The 17,543-nt window shown below is 72.2% G+C and carries 17 protein-coding genes, 2 tRNA genes and 1 pseudogene; 10 read left to right on the top strand and 10 right to left on the bottom strand.

What is annotated here, in order from left to right; all coding sequences use genetic code 11:
- Positions 1 to 8: 8 nt before the first annotated feature.
- A complete protein-coding gene (locus tag TR48_RS31085; RefSeq protein ID WP_042373640.1) occupies positions 9 to 683 on the top strand; it encodes a Crp/Fnr family transcriptional regulator in 675 nt (224 codons plus the stop codon).
- A 296-nt stretch (positions 684 to 979) separates the two neighbouring features.
- Here TR48_RS31085 and TR48_RS31080 read toward each other — a convergent pair whose 3' ends face one another.
- From TR48_RS31080 to sp36, 4 genes are all read right to left on the bottom strand, one after another.
- Positions 980 to 1,804 (bottom strand): MBL fold metallo-hydrolase, encoded by an 825-nt coding sequence (locus tag TR48_RS31080; protein WP_042373665.1) that lies wholly within the window; start codon positions 1,802 to 1,804, stop codon positions 980 to 982.
- A complete protein-coding gene (locus TR48_RS31075; RefSeq protein ID WP_042373638.1) occupies positions 1,762 to 2,625 on the bottom strand; it encodes an NUDIX hydrolase in 864 nt (287 codons plus the stop codon). The genes TR48_RS31080 and TR48_RS31075 overlap by 43 nt, the downstream gene beginning before the upstream one ends.
- A 95-nt stretch (positions 2,626 to 2,720) precedes the next feature.
- Positions 2,721 to 3,185 (bottom strand): RidA family protein, encoded by a 465-nt coding sequence (locus TR48_RS31070; RefSeq protein ID WP_042373636.1) that lies wholly within the window; start codon positions 3,183 to 3,185, stop codon positions 2,721 to 2,723.
- 2 nt (positions 3,186 to 3,187) lie between these two features.
- A complete protein-coding gene (gene sp36 / locus TR48_RS42510) occupies positions 3,188 to 3,346 on the bottom strand; it encodes a Sp36 family protein (protein WP_143094391.1) in 159 nt (52 codons plus the stop codon).
- 94 nt (positions 3,347 to 3,440) lie between these two features.
- Between sp36 and bagA the strand changes: the two genes are divergently transcribed.
- Positions 3,441 to 4,475: an ATPase BagA gene (bagA, locus tag TR48_RS31065; protein ID WP_042373634.1), complete on the top strand. Its 1,035-nt coding sequence runs from the start codon at positions 3,441 to 3,443 to the stop codon at positions 4,473 to 4,475.
- Positions 4,472 to 5,638 carry an ATPase BagB gene (gene bagB, locus TR48_RS31060; RefSeq protein WP_042373632.1) on the top strand — a complete coding sequence of 389 codons (1,167 nt, stop codon included), beginning with the start codon at positions 4,472 to 4,474 and terminating at the stop codon, positions 5,636 to 5,638. Before bagA ends, bagB begins: the two co-directional genes overlap by 4 nt.
- Before the next feature lie 149 nt (positions 5,639 to 5,787).
- Here bagB and TR48_RS31055 read toward each other — a convergent pair whose 3' ends face one another.
- A complete protein-coding gene (locus TR48_RS31055) occupies positions 5,788 to 6,105 on the bottom strand; it encodes a WhiB family transcriptional regulator (RefSeq protein WP_042373630.1) in 318 nt (105 codons plus the stop codon).
- 387 nt (positions 6,106 to 6,492) lie between these two features.
- On the opposite strand from TR48_RS31055, the gene TR48_RS31050 reads away from it, so the two are divergent.
- The gene (locus TR48_RS31050; RefSeq protein WP_052443193.1) at positions 6,493 to 8,775 is read left to right on the top strand and encodes a transglycosylase domain-containing protein; all 2,283 of its coding nucleotides are present in this window, start codon (positions 6,493 to 6,495) and stop codon (positions 8,773 to 8,775) included.
- 125 nt (positions 8,776 to 8,900) lie between these two features.
- On the opposite strand, the gene TR48_RS31045 is transcribed toward TR48_RS31050, so the two are convergent.
- The gene (locus TR48_RS31045; protein ID WP_042373628.1) at positions 8,901 to 9,368 is read right to left on the bottom strand and encodes a GatB/YqeY domain-containing protein; all 468 of its coding nucleotides are present in this window, start codon (positions 9,366 to 9,368) and stop codon (positions 8,901 to 8,903) included.
- Positions 9,369 to 9,511: 143 nt separating this feature from the next.
- Between TR48_RS31045 and TR48_RS31040 the strand changes: the two genes are divergently transcribed.
- Positions 9,512 to 10,471, top strand: coding sequence for a metallophosphoesterase (locus tag TR48_RS31040; RefSeq protein WP_042373627.1), 960 nt, complete (start codon positions 9,512 to 9,514; stop codon positions 10,469 to 10,471).
- A 12-nt stretch (positions 10,472 to 10,483) separates the two neighbouring features.
- Here TR48_RS31040 and TR48_RS31035 read toward each other — a convergent pair whose 3' ends face one another.
- A complete protein-coding gene (locus tag TR48_RS31035; protein WP_052443192.1) occupies positions 10,484 to 11,494 on the bottom strand; it encodes a LysR family transcriptional regulator in 1,011 nt (336 codons plus the stop codon).
- Positions 11,495 to 11,648: 154 nt separating this feature from the next.
- On the opposite strand from TR48_RS31035, the gene TR48_RS31030 reads away from it, so the two are divergent.
- Both TR48_RS31030 and TR48_RS31025 read left to right on the top strand, forming a co-directional pair.
- Positions 11,649 to 11,722 (top strand) — tRNA-Pro (locus TR48_RS31030).
- A gap of 116 nt (positions 11,723 to 11,838) precedes the next feature.
- Positions 11,839 to 11,912 (top strand) — tRNA-Pro (locus TR48_RS31025).
- Positions 11,913 to 11,979: 67 nt separating this feature from the next.
- On the opposite strand, the gene TR48_RS31020 is transcribed toward TR48_RS31025, so the two are convergent.
- Complete coding sequence (locus tag TR48_RS31020) at positions 11,980 to 12,747, bottom strand: methyltransferase domain-containing protein (protein WP_042373625.1); 768 nt, start codon at positions 12,745 to 12,747, stop codon at positions 11,980 to 11,982.
- Between the two features lie 125 nt (positions 12,748 to 12,872).
- Here TR48_RS31020 and TR48_RS31015 point away from each other — a divergent pair, with 125 nt between their 5' ends.
- Positions 12,873 to 14,627: a pyruvate dehydrogenase gene (locus TR48_RS31015; protein ID WP_042373622.1), complete on the top strand. Its 1,755-nt coding sequence runs from the start codon at positions 12,873 to 12,875 to the stop codon at positions 14,625 to 14,627.
- Positions 14,628 to 14,633: 6 nt separating this feature from the next.
- Here the strand turns inward: TR48_RS31015 and TR48_RS31010 are convergent, their stop codons facing one another.
- Together TR48_RS31010 and TR48_RS31005 are read right to left on the bottom strand one after the other, a co-directional pair.
- Positions 14,634 to 15,227: a hypothetical protein gene (locus TR48_RS31010; RefSeq protein ID WP_042373621.1), complete on the bottom strand. Its 594-nt coding sequence runs from the start codon at positions 15,225 to 15,227 to the stop codon at positions 14,634 to 14,636.
- Positions 15,228 to 15,285: 58 nt separating this feature from the next.
- Positions 15,286 to 16,203 (bottom strand): glutaminase, encoded by a 918-nt coding sequence (locus TR48_RS31005; RefSeq protein WP_268873611.1) that lies wholly within the window; start codon positions 16,201 to 16,203, stop codon positions 15,286 to 15,288.
- A 171-nt stretch (positions 16,204 to 16,374) separates the two neighbouring features.
- Here TR48_RS31005 and TR48_RS31000 point away from each other — a divergent pair, with 171 nt between their 5' ends.
- The gene (locus TR48_RS31000; RefSeq protein WP_042373620.1) at positions 16,375 to 17,064 is read left to right on the top strand and encodes an enoyl-CoA hydratase-related protein; all 690 of its coding nucleotides are present in this window, start codon (positions 16,375 to 16,377) and stop codon (positions 17,062 to 17,064) included.
- 268 nt (positions 17,065 to 17,332) lie between these two features.
- Positions 17,333 to 17,543: pseudogene (locus TR48_RS45995) on the top strand (hypothetical protein); the annotation flags it as partial.

Raw genomic sequence — 17,543 nt, 5'->3', positions numbered from 1 at the left:
AGGACCGAGTGGACGACGTTCTGCGGCGGGCACCGCTCTTCACCGCACTGGACGACGAGCAGGCCGCCGAGCTGCGTGCCTCCATGACGGAGACGACGCTGAGCCGCGGCGAGTCGCTGTTCCACGAGGGCGACCCCGGGGACCGGCTCTACGTCATCGTCGAGGGCAAGCTGAAGCTGCACCGGGCCTCGGCCGACGGCCGCGAGAACATGCTCGCGGTGGTGGGGCCGAGCGAGATGATCGGCGAGCTGTCGCTCTTCGACCCGGGCCCGCGCACCGCGACCGCCTCGGCGCTGACCGAGGTCAAGCTGCTCGGCCTCGGCCACGGCGACCTGCAGCCGTGGCTGGCGACCCGCCCCGAGGTGGCCATCGCGCTGCTGCGCGCGATCGCGCGCCGTCTGCGCCGCACCAACGACGTCATGTCGGACCTGGTCTTCTCGGACGTCCCCGGCCGTGTCGCCAAGGCCCTGCTGGACCTGTCCCGCCGGTTCGGCGTCCCCTCGGACGAGGGCATCCACGTGGTGCACGACCTCACCCAGGAGGAGCTGGCCCAGCTGGTGGGCGCGTCGCGCGAGACGGTCAACAAGGCCCTCGCCGACTTCGCCCAGCGCGGGTGGCTCCGCCTCGAGGCCCGCGCCGTCATCCTCCTCGACGTCGAACGCCTCGCCCGCCGCTCGCGCTGACCCGTCCGGGCACGCGAGCAAGCCGCACCCCCCAGGGCGCGGGGCTCTGCTGTTTGCGGCTCGCCGCATGGGCGCGAGCAGCCGAGCTGCGCGCCCGCGTGCGGTTGCACTCGGGCGCGGGGGCTCTGCGCGACGAGCCACTGACGCGCGAATGGTCCGGGGCGCGCAGGGCCCACCGCGCGCCGGCGGTTACTCGCGCCGTTCCCCGCGCTCGCGGCGTTCCCCGCGCTCGCACCCTTCCCCGCCGCGCCGTTCCCCGAGCTCGCGCCGTTCCCCGCGCCCCTGAGGTGGTGCAGCTACCTGCTTTCCCTCAAGTACTCCAGCTGCGCCCGCACGGACCACTCCGCCGCGGGCCACAGGGAGCGGTCCACGTCCGCGTAGACGTGGGCGACGACGTCCGACGGGGTCGTGTGGCCCGCCTCGAGTGCCGCGGCGACCTGCGCCAGGCGGGACTCGCGGTGGGCGAGGTAGTACTCCACCGCGCCGAGGGCGTCCTCCAGGACGGGTCCGTGACCGGGAAGGATCGTCCGGGCCTCGCGGGCCTCCGCGAGCGTGCGGAGGCGTCCCAGGGAGTCCAGGTAGTCGCCGAGGCGGCCGTCGGGGTGGGCGACCACGGTGGTACCGCGACCGAGGACCGTGTCCCCGGTCAGCAGCGAGCCCTCCGCGGGAAGCGTGAAGCAGAGGGAGTCCGAGGTGTGGCCCGGGGTGCCGACGACGCGGAGCTCCAAGCCGCCGATCTCCAGGACCTCGCCGTCGGCCAGACCCTCCGCGCCCAGCCGCAGCGCCGGGTCCAGCGCGCGGACCCCGCTGCCGCTCAGCGCGGCGAACCGCGCCGCGCCCTCGGCGTGGTCCGGGTGCCCGTGCGTCAGCAGTGTCGCCGCGACGCGCCGGCCCTGGGACTCCACCGCCGCGAGGACCGCGGCCAAGTGGCCCTCGTGCAGGGGGCCGGGGTCGACGACGACGGCCTCGGACGAGCCGGGCTCGGCGAGGATCCAGGTGTTGGTGCCCTCGAGCGTCATCGGGGAGGGGTTCGGCGCCAGGACCAGCGTGGCCCGCTCCGTGACGGCGACGGCGCCGCTCACAGCTGGCCCCGCAGGGCCAGGCCGGGGTGACCGGGCCAGCTGACCACGATCGCGCCGTCGTCCTCGATGCGGGCCTCGGCCAGGATCGGGTCCATCGAGCGGGCCTTCGCCGCGCTCAGCGCCGCGTCCGGCGTGGTGAAGGGGGTGAGCTCGCGCAGGGTGGTGATGGTCGGCGGCAGCATGAAGAACTCGCCCGCCGCGTGGTGTGCCGCGGCCTCCTCGGGGGAGATCCACACGACCCGGTCCGCCTCGCCGGGGACCTCCGCGGTGCGCTGGCCGTCGGGGACGGTCGCGACGAAGAACCAGGTGTCGTAGCGGCGTTCCTCGAACTCGGGGGTGATCCAGCGGGACCACGCGCCGAGCAGGTCGCTGCGCAGCACCAGCCCGCGCGAGGCGAGGAACTCGCCGAAGGAGAGCTCGTGAGCCTCCAGCGCCGCGCGCGCCTCGCGCCACTCCGCACCGGAGACGTCGGCGACGACGGAGGCCGCGTCGGGGCCGGCCAGCAGGACGCCGGACTCCTCGAAGGTCTCCCGGACCGCCGCGCAGACGACGGCGCGCGCCTCGTCGGCGGGCACGCCGAGCCGCTCGCCCCAGGCCGCCGGGTCCGGGCCGGCCCAGCCGAGACCGGGCGCGCTGTCACGCGGATCCACGGCGCCGCCGGGATAGGCGTACGCGCCGCCCGCGAACGCCATCGACGTGCGGCGGCGCAGCAGGTAGGCCTCCACGGCCTCGCCGTCCGCGCGCAGCAGCACCACCGTCGCCGCGCGGCGCGGCTGCACGGGGGTGAGCTCGCCGCGGGCCTGCGCCGCGATCCGCTCCGCCCAGCTCGGCGGGAGTCGATCATTCCGTCGATCACTCATGGCCGGATCGTACGGCGCAGGCTTCGAAAATCACACCGCGCCCCGACGTGGCGAAGGCCTCCGCCAGGAGGCCTCCACGTCGGGCACGTCGGGCTTCAGGCGCGGACCTGCACCTGGATCTCGACCTCGACCGGCGCGTCCAGCGGCAGCACCGCGACGCCGACCGCACTGCGGGCGTGCACGCCCGCGTCGCCCAGGACCTCGCCCAGCAGCTCACTCGCGCCGTTGACGACGCCCGGCTGGCCGGTGAAGTCGGGGGCGGAGGCGACGAAGCCGACGACCTTGACGACGCGCTCGATACGGTCCAGGTCGCCGATGACGGACTTGACGGCCGCCAGCGCGTTGATCGCGCAGATCTTCGCCTGCTCCTTGGCCTCCTCCGCGGTGACCTCGGCGCCGACCTTGCCGGTCAGGGCGAGCTTGCCGGCCACCATCGGGAGCTGGCCCGAGGTGTAGACGAAGTCACCGGTCTGCACGGCCGGGACGTAGGCCGCCAGCGGGGGGACGACCTCGGGCAGTGCCAGGCCCAGCTCGGCCAGGCGGCTCTCAACCTTGCTCATGGTTACTGCTTCTCCCGCTTCAGGTACGCCACCAGCTGCTCGGGGTTGTTCGGGCCCGGAACGACCTGGACGAGCTCCCAGCCGTCCTCGCCCCAGGTGTCCAGGATCTGCTTGGTCGCGTGCACCAGCAGCGGCACCGTCACGTATTCCCACTTCGTCATGACACGGACTCTAGCCCGTCCACCGGATGCCCATTGGTTACGCTCGACCGGACGGCAGCATTGACGTGACGCGATCGCCAGGGAGGCACGGCTCATGCCCGCAGCTCCACCTGCAGGTCCGGACTGGGAGGGAGTCCGCCTCCACGTCGTCACCGGCAAGGGAGGCACCGGCAAGACCACGGTCGCGGCGGCGCTCGCGCTCGCGCTGGCGAAGGAGGGCCGCCGGACGCTGCTGATCGAGGTCGAGGAGCGCCAGGGCATCGCGGAGCTCTTCGGCATCGCCGCGCTGCCCTACGAGGAGCGCAAGGTGGCCGCCGGGCGCGGCCACGGCGAGGTGTACGCGCTGGCCATCGACATCGAGCAGGCGCTGCTGGAGTACCTGGAGATGTTCTACAAGCTGGGCCGCGCGGGCAAGGCGCTGCGCAAGCTCGGCTTCATCGACTTCGCCACGACCATCGCGCCCGGTCTGCGGGACGTGCTGCTGACGGGCAAGGCCTGCGAGGCCGTCCGTCGTCGCCGTCCGGACGGGCGGCGCGTCTACGACGCGGTGGTGATGGACGCGCCGCCGACAGGCCGGGTGACCAGGTTCCTCAACATCAACACCGAGGTGGCGGGCCTGGCCAGGGTCGGGCCGATCCACAACCAGTCGCAGGCGGTGATGCGGGTGATCCAGTCTCCGGAGACCGCCGTGCACCTGGTGACGCTGCTGGAGGAGATGCCGGTGCAGGAGACCGTGGACGGCGTGGCCGACCTGCACGCGGCGAACCTGCCGGTGGGCGGGGTCTTCGTGAACATGGTCCGCCCGCCGGTCCTGGACCAGGCGGCGCTGCTCGCGGCCGAGGACGGCCACGAGGAGGAGCTGGCCCTGGCGTTGACGGAGGGCGGCCTGGGCGGCCGTCGCACCGCCGCGAACGGGGGCGGCCCCGGCCCGACGGTGCGCAGGCTCGTCGGTCCGCTGCTCGCGGAGGGCCGCGAGCACGCCGCGCGCGTCGAACTGGAGCGCGCCCAACGAGCAGACATCCAGGGGCTGCGGCTCCCGACCTACGAACTGCCCAAGCTGTCGGGCGGTGTCGACCTCGGCGGCCTCTACCGGCTGGCCGCCGAACTCCGGACCCAGGGGGCGGCATGACGTCGGCGGGCACAGCCTCATCCGAGCCGTTGACCACCCGTCAACTGGACGTGGACGCCCTGCTGGACGACCCGGGCACCCGGATCATCGTCTGCTGCGGCAGTGGCGGGGTCGGCAAGACCACCACGGCGGCGGCACTTGGCCTGCGGGCGGCCGAACGGGGCCGCAAGGTCGTGGTGCTGACGATCGACCCGGCCCGGCGGCTGGCGCAGTCGATGGGCCTGACCGAGCTCGACAACACCCCGCGCGTCGTCAAGGGCGTCAACGGGCCGGGTGAACTCCAGGCCATGATGCTGGACATGAAGCGGACCTTCGACGAGGTCGTGCTGGCCGCGGCCGACGCCGAGCGGGCCCGGCAGATCATGGAGAACCCCTTCTACCAGTCCCTCTCCTCCGGCTTCGCCGGCACGCAGGAGTACATGGCGATGGAGAAGCTTGGCCAGCTCCACGCCAGTGGGACGTGGGACCTCATCGTCGTCGACACCCCGCCGAGCCGCTCCGCGCTGGACTTCCTGGACGCGCCGAACCGCCTGGGCTCGTTCCTCGACGGACGGCTGATCAAGGTGCTGACCGCCCCCGCGAAGGTGGGCGGGCGCAGCGCGATGAAGATGCTGAACGTCGGTATGACGATGTTCACGGGCGTGCTCAGCAAGGTGCTGGGGGCGACGGTCCTTCAGGACGTCTCGACGTTCGTGGCGGCGATGGACTCCATGTTCGGCGGCTTCCGCGAGCGCGCGGACCGGACGTACGCGCTGCTCCAGGCGAAGGGCACGGCCTTCCTCGTCGTCGCCGCGCCGGAGCGCGACGCGCTCCGGGAGGCGGCGTACTTCGTCGACCGGCTGGAGGCCGACCGCATGCCGCTGGCCGGCCTCGTCCTCAACCGCGTCCACAGCACGGGCGCGCCCCAGCTCAGCGCGGAGCGCGCGCGGGCGGCGGCGGAGGCACTGGACGAGGCTCCGCCAGGGGACGCCGAGCAACTGGCCGCGGGCCTGCTGCGGCTGCATGCGGAGCGCATGCAGATCATCGCGAGGGAGCGCCGCATGCGGGACCGCTTCGCGTCCGTCTACCCGGACGTGCGCGTCTCCGAGGTCTCCGCCCTGGCCGGCGACGTCCACGACCTCGACGGCCTCCGCGCGATCGGTTCCCTGTTGGCAGACGAGTAAGTACCTCAGGGGCGCGGGGAACCGCGCGACAAGCCACTCACGAGCGGAAGGTGCGGGGCGCGCAGGGCCATCCGCAGGCGGGTGGTTTCTCGCGCAGTCCCCGCGCACCTGGACCGTGCAACATCCCCGGGCCCGGAGCGGTGCAGCTCTCAGCCCGCTTCGGCGAAGTCCACGGCGACGACCGCGTAGGCCTGCTCGTACTCGCTGCGCGCCGTCTCCAGCAGGCGCCGCCACGAGACGACCGTCGGGCGCCGACGCAGCAGCGCTCTGCGCTCCCGCTCGGTCATGCCCCCCCAGACACCGAACTCGACACGGTTGTCCAGAGCATCAGCCAAGCACTCGGTCCGCACCGGACATCCGGTGCACACCGCCTTCGCGCGGTTCTGTGCCGCCCCCTGGACGAACAGTTCGTCCGGATCACTGGTGCGGCAGGCGGCCTGCGCACTCCAGTCCTCAACCCAGCTCATGCTGGCGCCGTCCTCTCCCGAATCGAGGCTCCCCCACGGCGGCAACGGCGAATATGCCGTTGCCAGTTGAGGACGTTACGGAAGAAGTGCGCGTTGCAACAGCCCCTTGGGGCCCAATCCTTATGGCCCATTTGGACTATGCGTGCCCGAGAGGTCACCCGTTGGAGTGATCGCAGGTCGTCGGCCGCTTCGGGCTTCGGGTGCCCGTTCTGGCGTTACCGCCCGCTCATCCGCCTGGCATATGCCAGGCAATCCCCCGCGATTCGGTCATCTCTCATCACCCACAAGAGTGAATCAAGCGGGCGCGCAACAAGTTGTCGCACGCTTGTGACAAGAGTAGGCGAACACCTGGCCAGCTGTCCGAAGAACGCCGCGTAAGGTTCTGCCATGGCAGCGAAGCGCAAGGTGTCCCCACTCCAGCAGATCTCGCTCGGCGCCCGACTCCTCGGCGCGAGCGTGCTGGCCGGTGGCCTCGTGGCCGGCCTCGCCCTGCCGGCGGTGGGCGCGCTGGGGTTGGGGGCGAAGTCGGCGGTCAACGACTTCAACAACCTCCCGGCGGACTTCACCCAGCCGCCGCTGTCCCAGGCCTCCTACATCTACGACGACGAGAACAACGTCATCGCCAAGGTGTACTCGCGCGACCGCACGGTCGTCAGTGAGAGCCAGATCGCGCCCGCGATGCGCCAGGCGCTGGTCGACATCGAGGACAACCGCTTCTACCAGCACGGCGCGGTCGACCTGCGCGGCATGCTGCGCGCGCTGACCAACAACGGCGGCGGCGGCGCCACCCAGGGCGGCTCGACGCTGACCCAGCAGTACGTCAAGAACGTCTTCGTCGAGGAGGCCGGCAACGACCAGGCGAAGGTGCTGGAGGCCCAGCGGCAGACCGTCGGCCGCAAGATCCAGGAGCTGAAGTACGCGATCAAGGTCGAGGAGACCCTGACCAAGGACCAGATCCTGACCAACTACCTCAACATCACCTTCTTCGGCGAGCAGGCCTACGGCGTCGAGGCCGCCTCCGAGCGGTACTTCGGCGTGCACGCCAGCCAGCTGAAGGTGCAGCAGGCCGCGCTGCTGGGCGGCATGGTCCAGTCGCCCACCTACTACGACCCGCTGGTCTACCCGGACGTCGCGCTCAAGCGCCGCAACACCGTCCTGGAGAAGATGGCCGAGTACGGCTCGATCACCGCGGCGCAGGCCAAGGCCGCCGAGGCGACGCCGCTGGGGCTGAACCCGCACAAGCCCCAGGAGGGCTGCATCACCGCGAACCACAACGGTGAAGCCTTCTTCTGTGACTACGTCGAGCACGTGATCCTCAAGGACCCGGCCTTCGGCAAGACCCAGTCGGCCCGGCAGGCGCTGTGGGACCAAGGCGGTCTGCAGATCCACACCACGCTGGACCCGAAGGCCCAGAAGGCGCTGAACGACTCGGTGACCTCCCACGTCTACGCGGGCGACAAGGCCGCCGCCGCGATGTCGATGGTGCAGCCGGGCACCGGCAAGATCCTCGCCATGGGCCAGAGCCGCCCGTACGGCGTCGGCCCGCAGGCCAACATCACGACGATCAACTACAACGTCGACGCGACGATGGGCGGCGGCTTCGGCTTCCAGACCGGTTCGACGTTCAAGCCCATCACCGCCGCCGCGGCGCTGGACCAGGGCCTGAACATGAGCACCACCTACCCGTCGCCGTACTCCGCCGACTACCCGTCGATGACGGACTGCAACAACAACACCCTCGCGCCGGTCCCCAACGACCACAACGACAGCCACAGCCTGGTCGGCCCCTACAACATGGCCAAGGCCATGGCGCTGTCGGTCAACACCTACTTCGTCTCCCTGGAGCAGGCCGCGGGCCTGTGCAACGTCGCCACCATGGCGAACAAGCTGGGCCTGAAGAACCAGGCCTCGGAGTATCGGACGCCCGGCCAGCTCGACCCGCTGCAGGTGGTCCAGTCGATGACGCTGGGCACCAACGACATCGCCCCGCTGCAGATGGCCGCGGTGTACGCGTCCTTCGCCGCCCGCGGCGTGTACTGCAACCCGACCGCGATCACCTCGGTGACCACGGCCGACCACAGGACGCTGGCGGTGCCTCAGGCCAACTGCCAGCAGGCGATGCAGCAGAGCACGGCCGACGCGATCAACTCGATGCTGGCCGGCGTGGTCAACGACGGTACCGGCGCGGTGGACGCGTTCAAGGACGGCCGGCCCAGTGCGGGCAAGACGGGCACCACCGACAAGAGCGCCAGCGTCTGGTTCATCGGCTACACCCCGGAGATCGCCGCCGCGACCGTCGTCTCCGACACCGCGAAGCTGGAGCCGCTCGACGACGGCCAGCTGATCGGCGGCAGCGCGGTCCCCTACAACACGGCCTTCGGTAGCACCCTGGCCGGCCCGATCTGGCGTGAGGCGATGACCGGCGCGCTGGCCGGGGTCCCGCCGACCAACTTCACCCTGCTGCCGCTGCCGCAGTCCCCGAACCCGTCCAACGACGGCCAGGGCGCCAACGGCGGCAACAACGGAGGCAACAACGGCGGCAAGGGCAAGCACGGCAAGAACGGCGGCGCCACCGGCAACACCGTCCTCGGCGCCACGGGATTCGTCGGCATCGCCGGCGGCAACAATCCGATCGGCGGCGGTGCCGGCGGCCCGGGCGGCGGCCACTGACACCGCCCGGAGACACGGCAGGGGCGCGGGGCTGTCACAGCCCCGCGCCCCTGTCTCGTCTGTCTCGTCTGTCTCGTCCGGGTGGGTCGGTCTGAGCAGGTCAGCCCGGGGGGAGCCTGAGCGGGTCAGCCGCCCAGCGCCTGCTTGACCGCCGCGGCGACGCGGCCGCCCTCGGCGAGCCCCTTGACCTTCGGGTTGACGATCTTCATGACCGCGCCCATCGCCCGCGGCCCCTCCGCCCCGGACGCGGCGGCCTCGGATACGGCGGCGGCGACGATCGCGGTGAGCTCCTCGTCGCTCAGCTGCTTCGGCAGGTATCCGGCCAGCACCTCGCCCTCGGCGCGCTCGCGGGCGGCGGACTCCGCGCGACCGCCCTGCTCGAACGCCTCCGCCGCCTCCCGACGCTTCTTCGCCTCGCGGGTGATGACCTGCAGCACCTCCTCGTCGCTGAGCTCGCGCGCGGTCTTGCCGGCCACCTCCTCCTTGGTGATGGCGGCGAGGGTGAGCCGGATCGTGCCGGAGCGGAGGTCGTCGCGGGCCCGGATCGCGGCGGTGAGGTCCTCCTGGAGCTGCTGCTTGAGCATGGTGGTCATGGGGCAAGTCTGACATCCGGGCCCGGTCCGCCGCCCGGATTAACGTGCGACGACTCGGGTCGCGGTCCCGGAGGTCGCGCCGGCGGGGACGGACGGCCGCCCCGTCGTGTCGGCCGCCCTGACGCGTCTGCCACCATGGACGGATGCGCACCCGATACGCCGCTCCGCTGAAGGCCCTTGGAGTCACCGCCGCCGTCGGCGCGGCCTGCGTCGGCTATGCCGCCGGGGTCGAGGTGCGCTCGTTCCGGCTGCGCCGGGTGGAGATCCCGGTGCTGCCGCCGGGGGCCAAGCCGATGCGGGTGCTGCAGGTGTCCGACATCCACATGGTGAACGGGCAGCGCAAGAAGCAGATCTGGCTGCGCGGCCTGGCCGCGCTCCGCCCGGACCTGGTGATCAACACCGGCGACAACCTCTCCGACCCGGACGCGGTGCCGCAGACGCTCGACGCGCTCGGTCCGCTGCTGGACTTCCCCGGGGCGTACGTCTTCGGCTCCAACGACTACTACGGGCCGCAGCCCAAGAGCCCGACCCGCTACCTGACCGCGATGGTGAGCGGCAACCACGGCATGAACAACGCCGACGGCTCCGCGCGGCGCGGCATCAAGGGCGCGATCCACAACCCGTGGACGGACCTGCGCGACGGCTTCGACGCGGCGGGCTGGCTCGACCTCACCAACCGGCGCGGCGCGCTCAAGGTCAACGACCTGGAGCTGGAGCTGACGGGGTTGGACGACCCGCACATCCGCCGCGACCGCTACGCCGCGGTGGCGGGCGGCCCCTCCCCGGACGCGGACCTGTCGTTCGGCGTCGTCCACGCGCCCTACCTGCGTGTCCTGGACGCCTTCACGGCGGACGAGTACCCGCTGATCCTGGCCGGCCACACCCACGGCGGCCAGCTCTGCGTCCCCTTCTACGGCGCGCTGGTCACCAACTGCGACATCGACCGCAAGCGGGTCAAGGGCCTCTCCACGCACGCGGCGGGCGGCCGCCGCAGCTTCCTCCACGTCTCCGCGGGCTGCGGCACCAACCGCTACACCCCGGTCCGCTTCGCCTGCCCGCCGGAAGCGACCCTGCTCACGCTGCGCCCCCGGGCGCGGGCCTGAGGGCGGCGCGGGTCAGACCTCGTAGGCCCCGTCGATCGCGCCGATGTCCGCACCGTCGAGCCCGAGCGCACGCCGGTTCCCGACGCCCGTGACCGACTCCTCCAACGCGCCGGTCAGCCAGTTGTGCTGACGGGACGTCTCCTCGGCGACGCGCAGCAGCCGCTTGACCGCGGGTGAGTGGTTCTCGCGACGGGTGACGAGGTGGACCTCGATGAACGCCGCGGGCGTGACCGGGAGCCAGAGCAGCCCGCTCGGCAGGCCGATGCGACCGGAGTAGCCGACCATCGTGACGGCCGCGCCGGAGGCGACGGGGGTGTAGGAGGCGTCGAAGTCGAGGCCGCGGTAGAGGACCTCGGGACGCGCGCCGGCCCGGGCGCAGATCTCCATGATCTCGTCGTAGTGGCCGGGGTTGTGGGTGCGCGGGTGCAGCAGCAGCTTGAGGCCGTCCAGCGCGGCGGGGTCGATCGAGTCGGCGCCGTTCGCGGCGAGCGGGTGCTCGCTGCTGATCACGACGCCCTGGCGCTCGCGTCGCAGCAGCGTCAGCTCGACGTCGTCCGGCAGCGCCTCCGGCAGCGCGGAGCGGACCAGGCCGACGTCCAGCGTCCCGGCGGCGACGGAGTCGACGATGTCCGCGAAGGCCATCACCCGCGCGGACACCTCGATACCGGGGGCCTCCGCGCCCATGGCGAGCAGCAGCTGCGGCGCGGTCTCGTAGCCCGCGCTCATGCCGTAGCCGAGGCTGACGCTGCCCATCCGCCCGTCCGCGAAGGCGCGGACCCCGCGCCAGAGGCTGTCGGCGGCGTCCAGGAGCGCGGGCCCGCGCTCCAGCAGCATCCGCCCGGCCTCGGTCGGCTCGACCTTGTGCGTCGTGCGCACGAGCAGCTCGACACCGAGCTCCCGCTCCAGCTCCCGCACCTGCCGGCTCAGCGCGGGCTGCGCGATGTGCAGTCGCTCCGCGGCGCGGGTGAAGTTCCGCTCCTCGGCGACGGCCAGGAAGTACCGCAGGCGGCGCAGCTCGGACATGCGTCCATCTTAGGAGTCCGGTCATGCCGATACGGCATGAAGGGACCAGGCGGTCTCGCGAACAACCGCTGAACGAGGGTGGCTCCACGTCGCACCCTGCGGAATCGGATTTCGTGCCTGGGCAGGTGGTCCGCTACAGTAATGCTCGTTGCACCGGGGTGTAGCGCAGCTTGGTAGCGCGCTTCGTTCGGGACGAAGAGGCCGTGGGTTCAAATCCCGCCACCCCGACTGGTGAAACCGTGAGTGGGGCGGGCTCCTGTGAAGGAGCCCGCCCCACTGCTTTCCATCGCGTCCTCCCGTCAGAAGCAGCCGGTCGGGTCCGGTAGAGTTACGTGTCGTTGCACCGGGGTGTAGCGCAGCTTGGTAGCGCGCTTCGTTCGGGACGAAGAGGCCGTGGGTTCAAATCCCGCCACCCCGACTTCGCAAAGCCGGAGGCCCTGTCGATCGATCGACAGGGCCTCCGGCTTTTTCACGCCCTCGTGCCGTCAGACCTTCCGCGCCTCGATCAGGTGGCGGGTGGAGTGGGCGAGGAAGGGGCCGTCGCGGCGGATCTGGGCGTCCATGGTGCGGAGGCGGTCGAGGTACTTCTCGGTGGAGAAGTCCGGGACGGTCCAGAAGACCTTGCGGAGGAAATAGACGACCGCGCCGATGTCGTGGAACTCCATGCGGAGGCGCGCGGTGCGGAGGTCGACGACCTCCAGGCCGACCGCGCGGGCCTCGGCGGTCTCGACGTCGGGGTGGCGGTCCGCGCCGGAGGCGGGCCAGGGCCCGAGGAAGTACTCGGTGAGCTCCAGGGAGGTCGCCGGGCCGACGTGCTGGGCGAAGTAGGTGCCGCCCGGGCTCAGCACGCGGGAGATCTCGCCCCACGGGGTGGTGGCCGGGTGGCGGGAGGTGACCAGGTCGAAGGCGCCGTCGGCGAAGGGAAGCGTGCGCTCGTCCGGGGTGGCGACGACCACGACGCCGCGGGGGTGGAGCAGGGCGGTGGCCTTGGCCTGGTTCGGGGGCCAGGACTCCGTGGCCGCCATGGCCGCGGGGTAGGCGTCGGTGGCTCCGGCGAGGACCTCCCCGCCGCCGGTCTGCACGTCGAGCGCGGACCGTGCGCCGCGCAGACGCTCGCCGAGCAGACGCTGGTAGCCCCATGGGGGCCGCTCCTCAGTCGCGCGGCCGTCGAGCCAGGAGAAGTCCCAGCCGTCGACGGAGACGGCGTCGGCCTCGGCGATGAGGTCGTCGAAGGTGCGGGCGGAGTGATCCATGAGCCGGAGTATGGCCCGCACGCGCCACGACGCGCGCGGCGAAATACGGCGCGGAGTCGGTGAGCAGAGGGGAGGATCGAGCGGGGGCGAAGGGGAAGCCCAGTCCAGCGGAGGGAGCGGAGCCCATGGCCGACCGCACGGTCGCCGAGCAGATGATCACCGTCCTGCGCCAGGCAGGGGTGCGACGCGTCTACGGGGTGGTCGGGGACAGCCTCAACCCGCTCGTCGACGCCATCCGGCGCAGCGAGGGCGCGATCGAGTGGATCCATGTGCGCAACGAGGAGGCCGGGGCGTTCGCCGCCGCGGCGGAGGCGGAGACGACCGGCAGGCTCGCCGTCTGCGCCGGCTCCTGCGGGCCGGGCAACACGCACCTGATCCAGGGCCTGTACGACGCGCACCGCTCCCGGGTGCCGGTGCTCGGGCTGGCCTCGCACATCCCGTCCACGCAGATCGGCACCGACTTCTTCCAGGAGACCCACCCCGAGCGGGTCTTCGTGGACTGCTCCGGCTACTGCGAGATGGTCAGCACGCCCGGCCAGCTGCCGCGGGTGCTGCGCACGGCCGTCCAGCACGCCCTCGGGGCCGGCGGAGTCTCGGTCGTGGCCTTCCCCGGCGACGTGGCGGCGCTGCCCGTCGCCCGGCCGACGGGCGTGAGCACGTTCCTGCAGCCGGACCAGCGGGCGACGGCCGTGCCGGCGCAGGCCCAGGTGGAGGCGCTGGGCGAGGCGATCAACGGGGCGCGGAAGCCGGTGCTGTTCGCGGGCGCGGGCGTGCGCGGCGCGCACACCGAGGTGATGCGGCTGGCGGAGACGATCCAGGCGCCGATCGGCCACTCGCTGCGCGGCAAGGAGTGGATCCAGTTCGACAACCCCTACGACGTCGGCATGAGCGGCCTGCTCGGCTACGGCGCCTGCCATGACGCGCTGCACGAGGCGGACCTGGTTGTGCTGCTCGGTACCGACTTCCCCTACGACTCCTTCCTGCCGGGCAGCCACACCGTCCAGATCGACCACGACCCGACCCGCTTCGGGCGGCGCACACCGCTGGACCTGGCCGTCCACGGCGATGTCGCGGCCACGCTGCGCGCCGTGCAGCCGCTGCTGAAGCCGCGGCAGGACCGCTCCTTCCTCGACGACATGCTGCGCCGCCACGGCGCGGCGCTGGAGCGGGTGGTCGGCGCGTACACCAAGAACATCGAGCACCACACCCCGATCCACCCCGAGTACGTCGCCGCGATCCTCGACGACGTGGCCTCGGACGACGCGGTCTTCACCGTCGACACGGGCATGAACAACGTCTGGGCCGCCCGCTACCTCACCCCGAACGGCCGACGCCGCGTCATCGGTTCCTTCCTGCACGGCTCGATGGCGAACGCACTGCCGCACGCGATCGGCGCGCAGCTGGCCCACCCGGACCGCCAGGTGGTCGCGCTCGCGGGCGACGGCGGGCTCGGCATGCTGATGGGCGAGCTGCTGACGCTGAAGAAGTACGCGAAGCGGGCGCCGGTGAAGGTCGTGGTCTTCAACAACGGCGCGCTCGGGATGATCAAGCTGGAGATGATGGTCAGCGGCTACCCCGAGTACGAGATCGACAACGGCGACGTCGACTACGCCGCGATCGCCCGCGCCTGCGGCCTCCACGGCGTCCGCGTCACCCGGCCGACGGAGGTCCGCGCGGCGCTGGCAGAGGCTCTCGCGGCCCCCGGCCCGGCCCTCGTCGACGTGGTCACCGACCCGAACGCCCTCTCGCTGCCGCCGACCATCACCGCCGCCCAGCTCAAGGGCTTCGCACTGGCCGCCGGGCGCACCGTCCTGGACGGCGGCGTCGGCAAGATGATCGATCTGGCCCGCAGCAACCTGCGCAACATCCCGCGGCCGTGAGACGGCTCAGCAGTAGGTGAGCGGGCAGTTGCGGCGCAGCGAGTGCTGCGCCGCGCGCAGGTAGAGCGCGACGTAGAAGGCCGTGTCGAGATCCCCGGCCCAAGGCCCCGGGCGCTCGGCGGCCACCCGCGGCGCCGGACCGTCGCTCCGGAACCAGAGGGTGAGCTCGAGGTTGTCCGACGTCGCCGGTATCGCCTCGGTCGGCAGCTCCAGCAGCCGCGCGAGACGCTCGGCCAGGGCCAGCACCTGCGGGGCCCCGGCCACCAGCGTCTCGTCGCAGTACGCGGACGGCACCGGCAACCGGATCCCGTCCTCCAGGAAGATCGGCACCAGCGCCGACCAGCCACCCAGCGTCTCGGCCTCGGCCTCGGTGAGGTGCTCCGCGCACAGGGCGGTGAAGCCCTCCATCCGCGCGGAGAGCTTCTCCTCGAAGAGCAGCCCGGAGCCGCGGACGAACTCCGCCTCGCCGGGGAGCGAGTCGAACGGGGGCAGGCCGCGCTGGATCAGCGCGGCGTCGAGCGCGGTGGCAAGCTCCCCGAAGCCGCCCTCCTCCGCGTCGAACCACTCGTCCGCGGCGACACTGACCAGATAGACACCCATGGCCGGAAGCTACCGCCCGGCACTGACAGCGCGGGGCGCGCCTCAGAACACCGACCAGTCAGAACACCGACCAGCCCGAGAGCGTGGTGAAGGCGTCGAGCGCGGCGACGGCCGCGACGGAGTTGCCGGCCGGGTCGAGGGCCGGGCCCCACGCGCAGACGGCGGCGCGGCCGGGGAGCACGGCGAGGATGCCGCCGCCGACGCCGGACTTGCCGGGGAGACCGACGCGGTAGGCGAAGTCGCCGGCCGCGTCGTAGGTGCCGCAGGTCAGCAGGATGGCGTTGATGCGCTTGGCCTCGCTGCGGGTGAGCAGACGGGTGCCGTCGGCGCGCAGCCCGTGGCGGGCCAGGACGAGGCCGGCCCGGGCGAGGTCCCCGCAGGACGCGGCGATCGCGCAGTGGGCGTAGTACTCGGCGAGGACGGTGTCGACCTCGTTGACCAGGTTGCCGTGGCTGGCGATGAAGTGGGCCAGGGCCGCGTTGCGGTGGCCGTGCTCGGCCTCGGAGGCGGCGATCTCCGGGTCGGTGCGCAGGGCGTCGTTGCCGGATTCCGCGCGCAGGAAGTCGACGACCGTGTCGGCCGCGTGGCCGTCCGTCAGGCTGTGCAGGCGGTCGGTGACGACGATGGCGCCCGCGTTGATGAACGGGTTGCGCGGGATGCCGTGCTCGGTCTCCAGCTGGATCAGCGAGTTGAACGGGTTGCCGGAGGGCTCGCGGCCGACGCGCTGCCACAGCTCCGCCTCGCCGCCGTCCGCCAGGGTCAGTATCAGCGTCAGCAGCTTGGAGATGCTCTGGATGGAGAACGGACGCTCCCAGTCGCCGACACCGAAGACCTCGCCCTCGACGGTGGCCAGGGCCATGCCGAAGGCCTGCCCGTCCTCACGGGCGAGAGCGGGGATGTAGTCGGCGACCCGGCCCGTTCCCGCGGTCCGCAGGGCGGCCGCCATGCAGGCGTCGAGCAGTTCCGGGTAGTCCACGGCGTTGTCCACGCGGACATTCTCGCCTCTGCCCTCAGCCGTCCGTCACCGCGGTCGATCGCTGCGCCAACTCACGGACAAGGGCGGGGGGCGTCGGTAGGATGGCGGGAGAAGTTACTCATCAGTAGCAATGCTGGGCGACCACGCGCCGGATCCCGAGGAGCCACCCTCATGACCACACCGCAGAACTCCCCCGCGCTCGACCGTGACGGCGAGGTCTTCGTCCTCGACATCGGCGACGGCGAGAACCGCTTCCACCCGGACTGGCTGGCCGCCGTCAACGCGCTGCTCGACGAGGTGGAGCAGGCCGAGGGGCCGAAGGCCCTGGTCACCGCCGCGACGGGGAAGTTCTTCTCCAACGGCCTCGACCTGGACTGGCTCTTCGCCCACGCCGACCAGGCCGGCTCCTACGTGGAGACGGTGCAGGCGCTGTTCGCCCGCGTGCTGACGCTCCCGTTCGTCACCGTCGCCGCACTGCAGGGGCACACCTTCGCCGCCGGGGCGATGCTCTCGCTGACCCACGACCAGCGGATCATGCGCGCCGACCGCGGCTTCTGGTGCCTGCCCGAGGCCGAGATCAACATCCCCTTCACCCACGGCATGTCTGCGTTGATCCAGTCCCGGCTCTCGCCGCGGACCGCGCACACGGCCATGGTCACCGCGCACCGCTACGGCGGCGGCGACGCGCTGACCGCCGGGATCGTGGACGCGACCGCCGACGAGGCGGGGCTGCGTACCGCCGCGATCGAGCTGGCCCGTCCGCACGCCGCCAAGGCGGGTCCGACGGTGGGCACGATCAAGGAGCGGATGTACGCGCCGGTGCTGGAGGCGCTGCGCGAGAAGGACGTCGCGCTGGGCTGAGCGTCGTCGCCGGGGGACGTCCGGAGACGCCGAAGGGCCTGTTCCACGAGGAGTCGTGCCACCCCGGCATGACTCCACGTCGCATTGCGGGTCCCGCCGCCCCCGCCGTGGAAGGGTGACGGGACCGCACGAAGACACCGGGCAACTGGTGGGCGGAGCTGCCGCCCGTCGCGGGAGAGGCGGTGATGGCGACCGGGATCCTCTCGGTCGGGCTGCACCTGGCTGGACCGGAGCGGCTGTCGCTCGCCCTGCTTGTGCTCGGCTGCTCGTGCTCGACTGCGCGGCCTGGCTCGGGCTCGCCGCCGACTTCGGCCTGCGGCTGCTGCGGGAGCACGACCGGTGGGAGCACGAGGGAGCCTCGACGGCGGGCACACGCCGACGGAGGCCGCGCCGCCCAGCGGTCACCCCCTCCCGGCCGGGCCCCGACGAGGCAGGGCGGAGCGCCGCGCCCGCAGCGGCGGTGCGGGCCGGGGCCGCGC

Origin of the sequence: Streptacidiphilus neutrinimicus (assembly GCF_000787815.1) — a bacterium.
GTDB classification, from domain to species: Bacteria; Actinomycetota; Actinomycetes; order Streptomycetales; family Streptomycetaceae; genus Streptacidiphilus; species Streptacidiphilus neutrinimicus.
Note: the sequence above shows the minus strand (reverse complement) of the source record. Positions and strands in the feature narration are given on the sequence as shown.

What these genes read in the sequence shown, in the direction of transcription:
- TR48_RS31075 (WP_042373638.1), bottom strand. Translation starts at nt 2,625, where the DNA reads ATGAGTGATCGACGGAATGATCGACTCCCGCCGAGCTGGGCGGAGCGG.
- TR48_RS31070 (WP_042373636.1), bottom strand. Translation starts at nt 3,185, where the DNA reads ATGAGCAAGGTTGAGAGCCGCCTGGCCGAGCTGGGCCTGGCACTGCCC.
- sp36 (WP_143094391.1), bottom strand. Translation starts at nt 3,346, where the DNA reads ATGACGAAGTGGGAATACGTGACGGTGCCGCTGCTGGTGCACGCGACC.
- bagA (WP_042373634.1), top strand. Translation starts at nt 3,441, where the DNA reads ATGCCCGCAGCTCCACCTGCAGGTCCGGACTGGGAGGGAGTCCGCCTC.
- bagB (WP_042373632.1), top strand. Translation starts at nt 4,472, where the DNA reads ATGACGTCGGCGGGCACAGCCTCATCCGAGCCGTTGACCACCCGTCAA.
- TR48_RS31055 (WP_042373630.1), bottom strand. Translation starts at nt 6,105, where the DNA reads ATGAGCTGGGTTGAGGACTGGAGTGCGCAGGCCGCCTGCCGCACCAGT.
- TR48_RS31050 (WP_052443193.1), top strand. Translation starts at nt 6,493, where the DNA reads ATGGCAGCGAAGCGCAAGGTGTCCCCACTCCAGCAGATCTCGCTCGGC.
- TR48_RS31045 (WP_042373628.1), bottom strand. Translation starts at nt 9,368, where the DNA reads ATGACCACCATGCTCAAGCAGCAGCTCCAGGAGGACCTCACCGCCGCG.
- TR48_RS31040 (WP_042373627.1), top strand. Translation starts at nt 9,512, where the DNA reads ATGCGCACCCGATACGCCGCTCCGCTGAAGGCCCTTGGAGTCACCGCC.
- TR48_RS31035 (WP_052443192.1), bottom strand. Translation starts at nt 11,494, where the DNA reads ATGTCCGAGCTGCGCCGCCTGCGGTACTTCCTGGCCGTCGCCGAGGAG.
- TR48_RS31020 (WP_042373625.1), bottom strand. Translation starts at nt 12,747, where the DNA reads ATGGATCACTCCGCCCGCACCTTCGACGACCTCATCGCCGAGGCCGAC.
- TR48_RS31015 (WP_042373622.1), top strand. Translation starts at nt 12,873, where the DNA reads ATGGCCGACCGCACGGTCGCCGAGCAGATGATCACCGTCCTGCGCCAG.
- TR48_RS31010 (WP_042373621.1), bottom strand. Translation starts at nt 15,227, where the DNA reads ATGGGTGTCTATCTGGTCAGTGTCGCCGCGGACGAGTGGTTCGACGCG.
- TR48_RS31000 (WP_042373620.1), top strand. Translation starts at nt 16,375, where the DNA reads ATGACCACACCGCAGAACTCCCCCGCGCTCGACCGTGACGGCGAGGTC.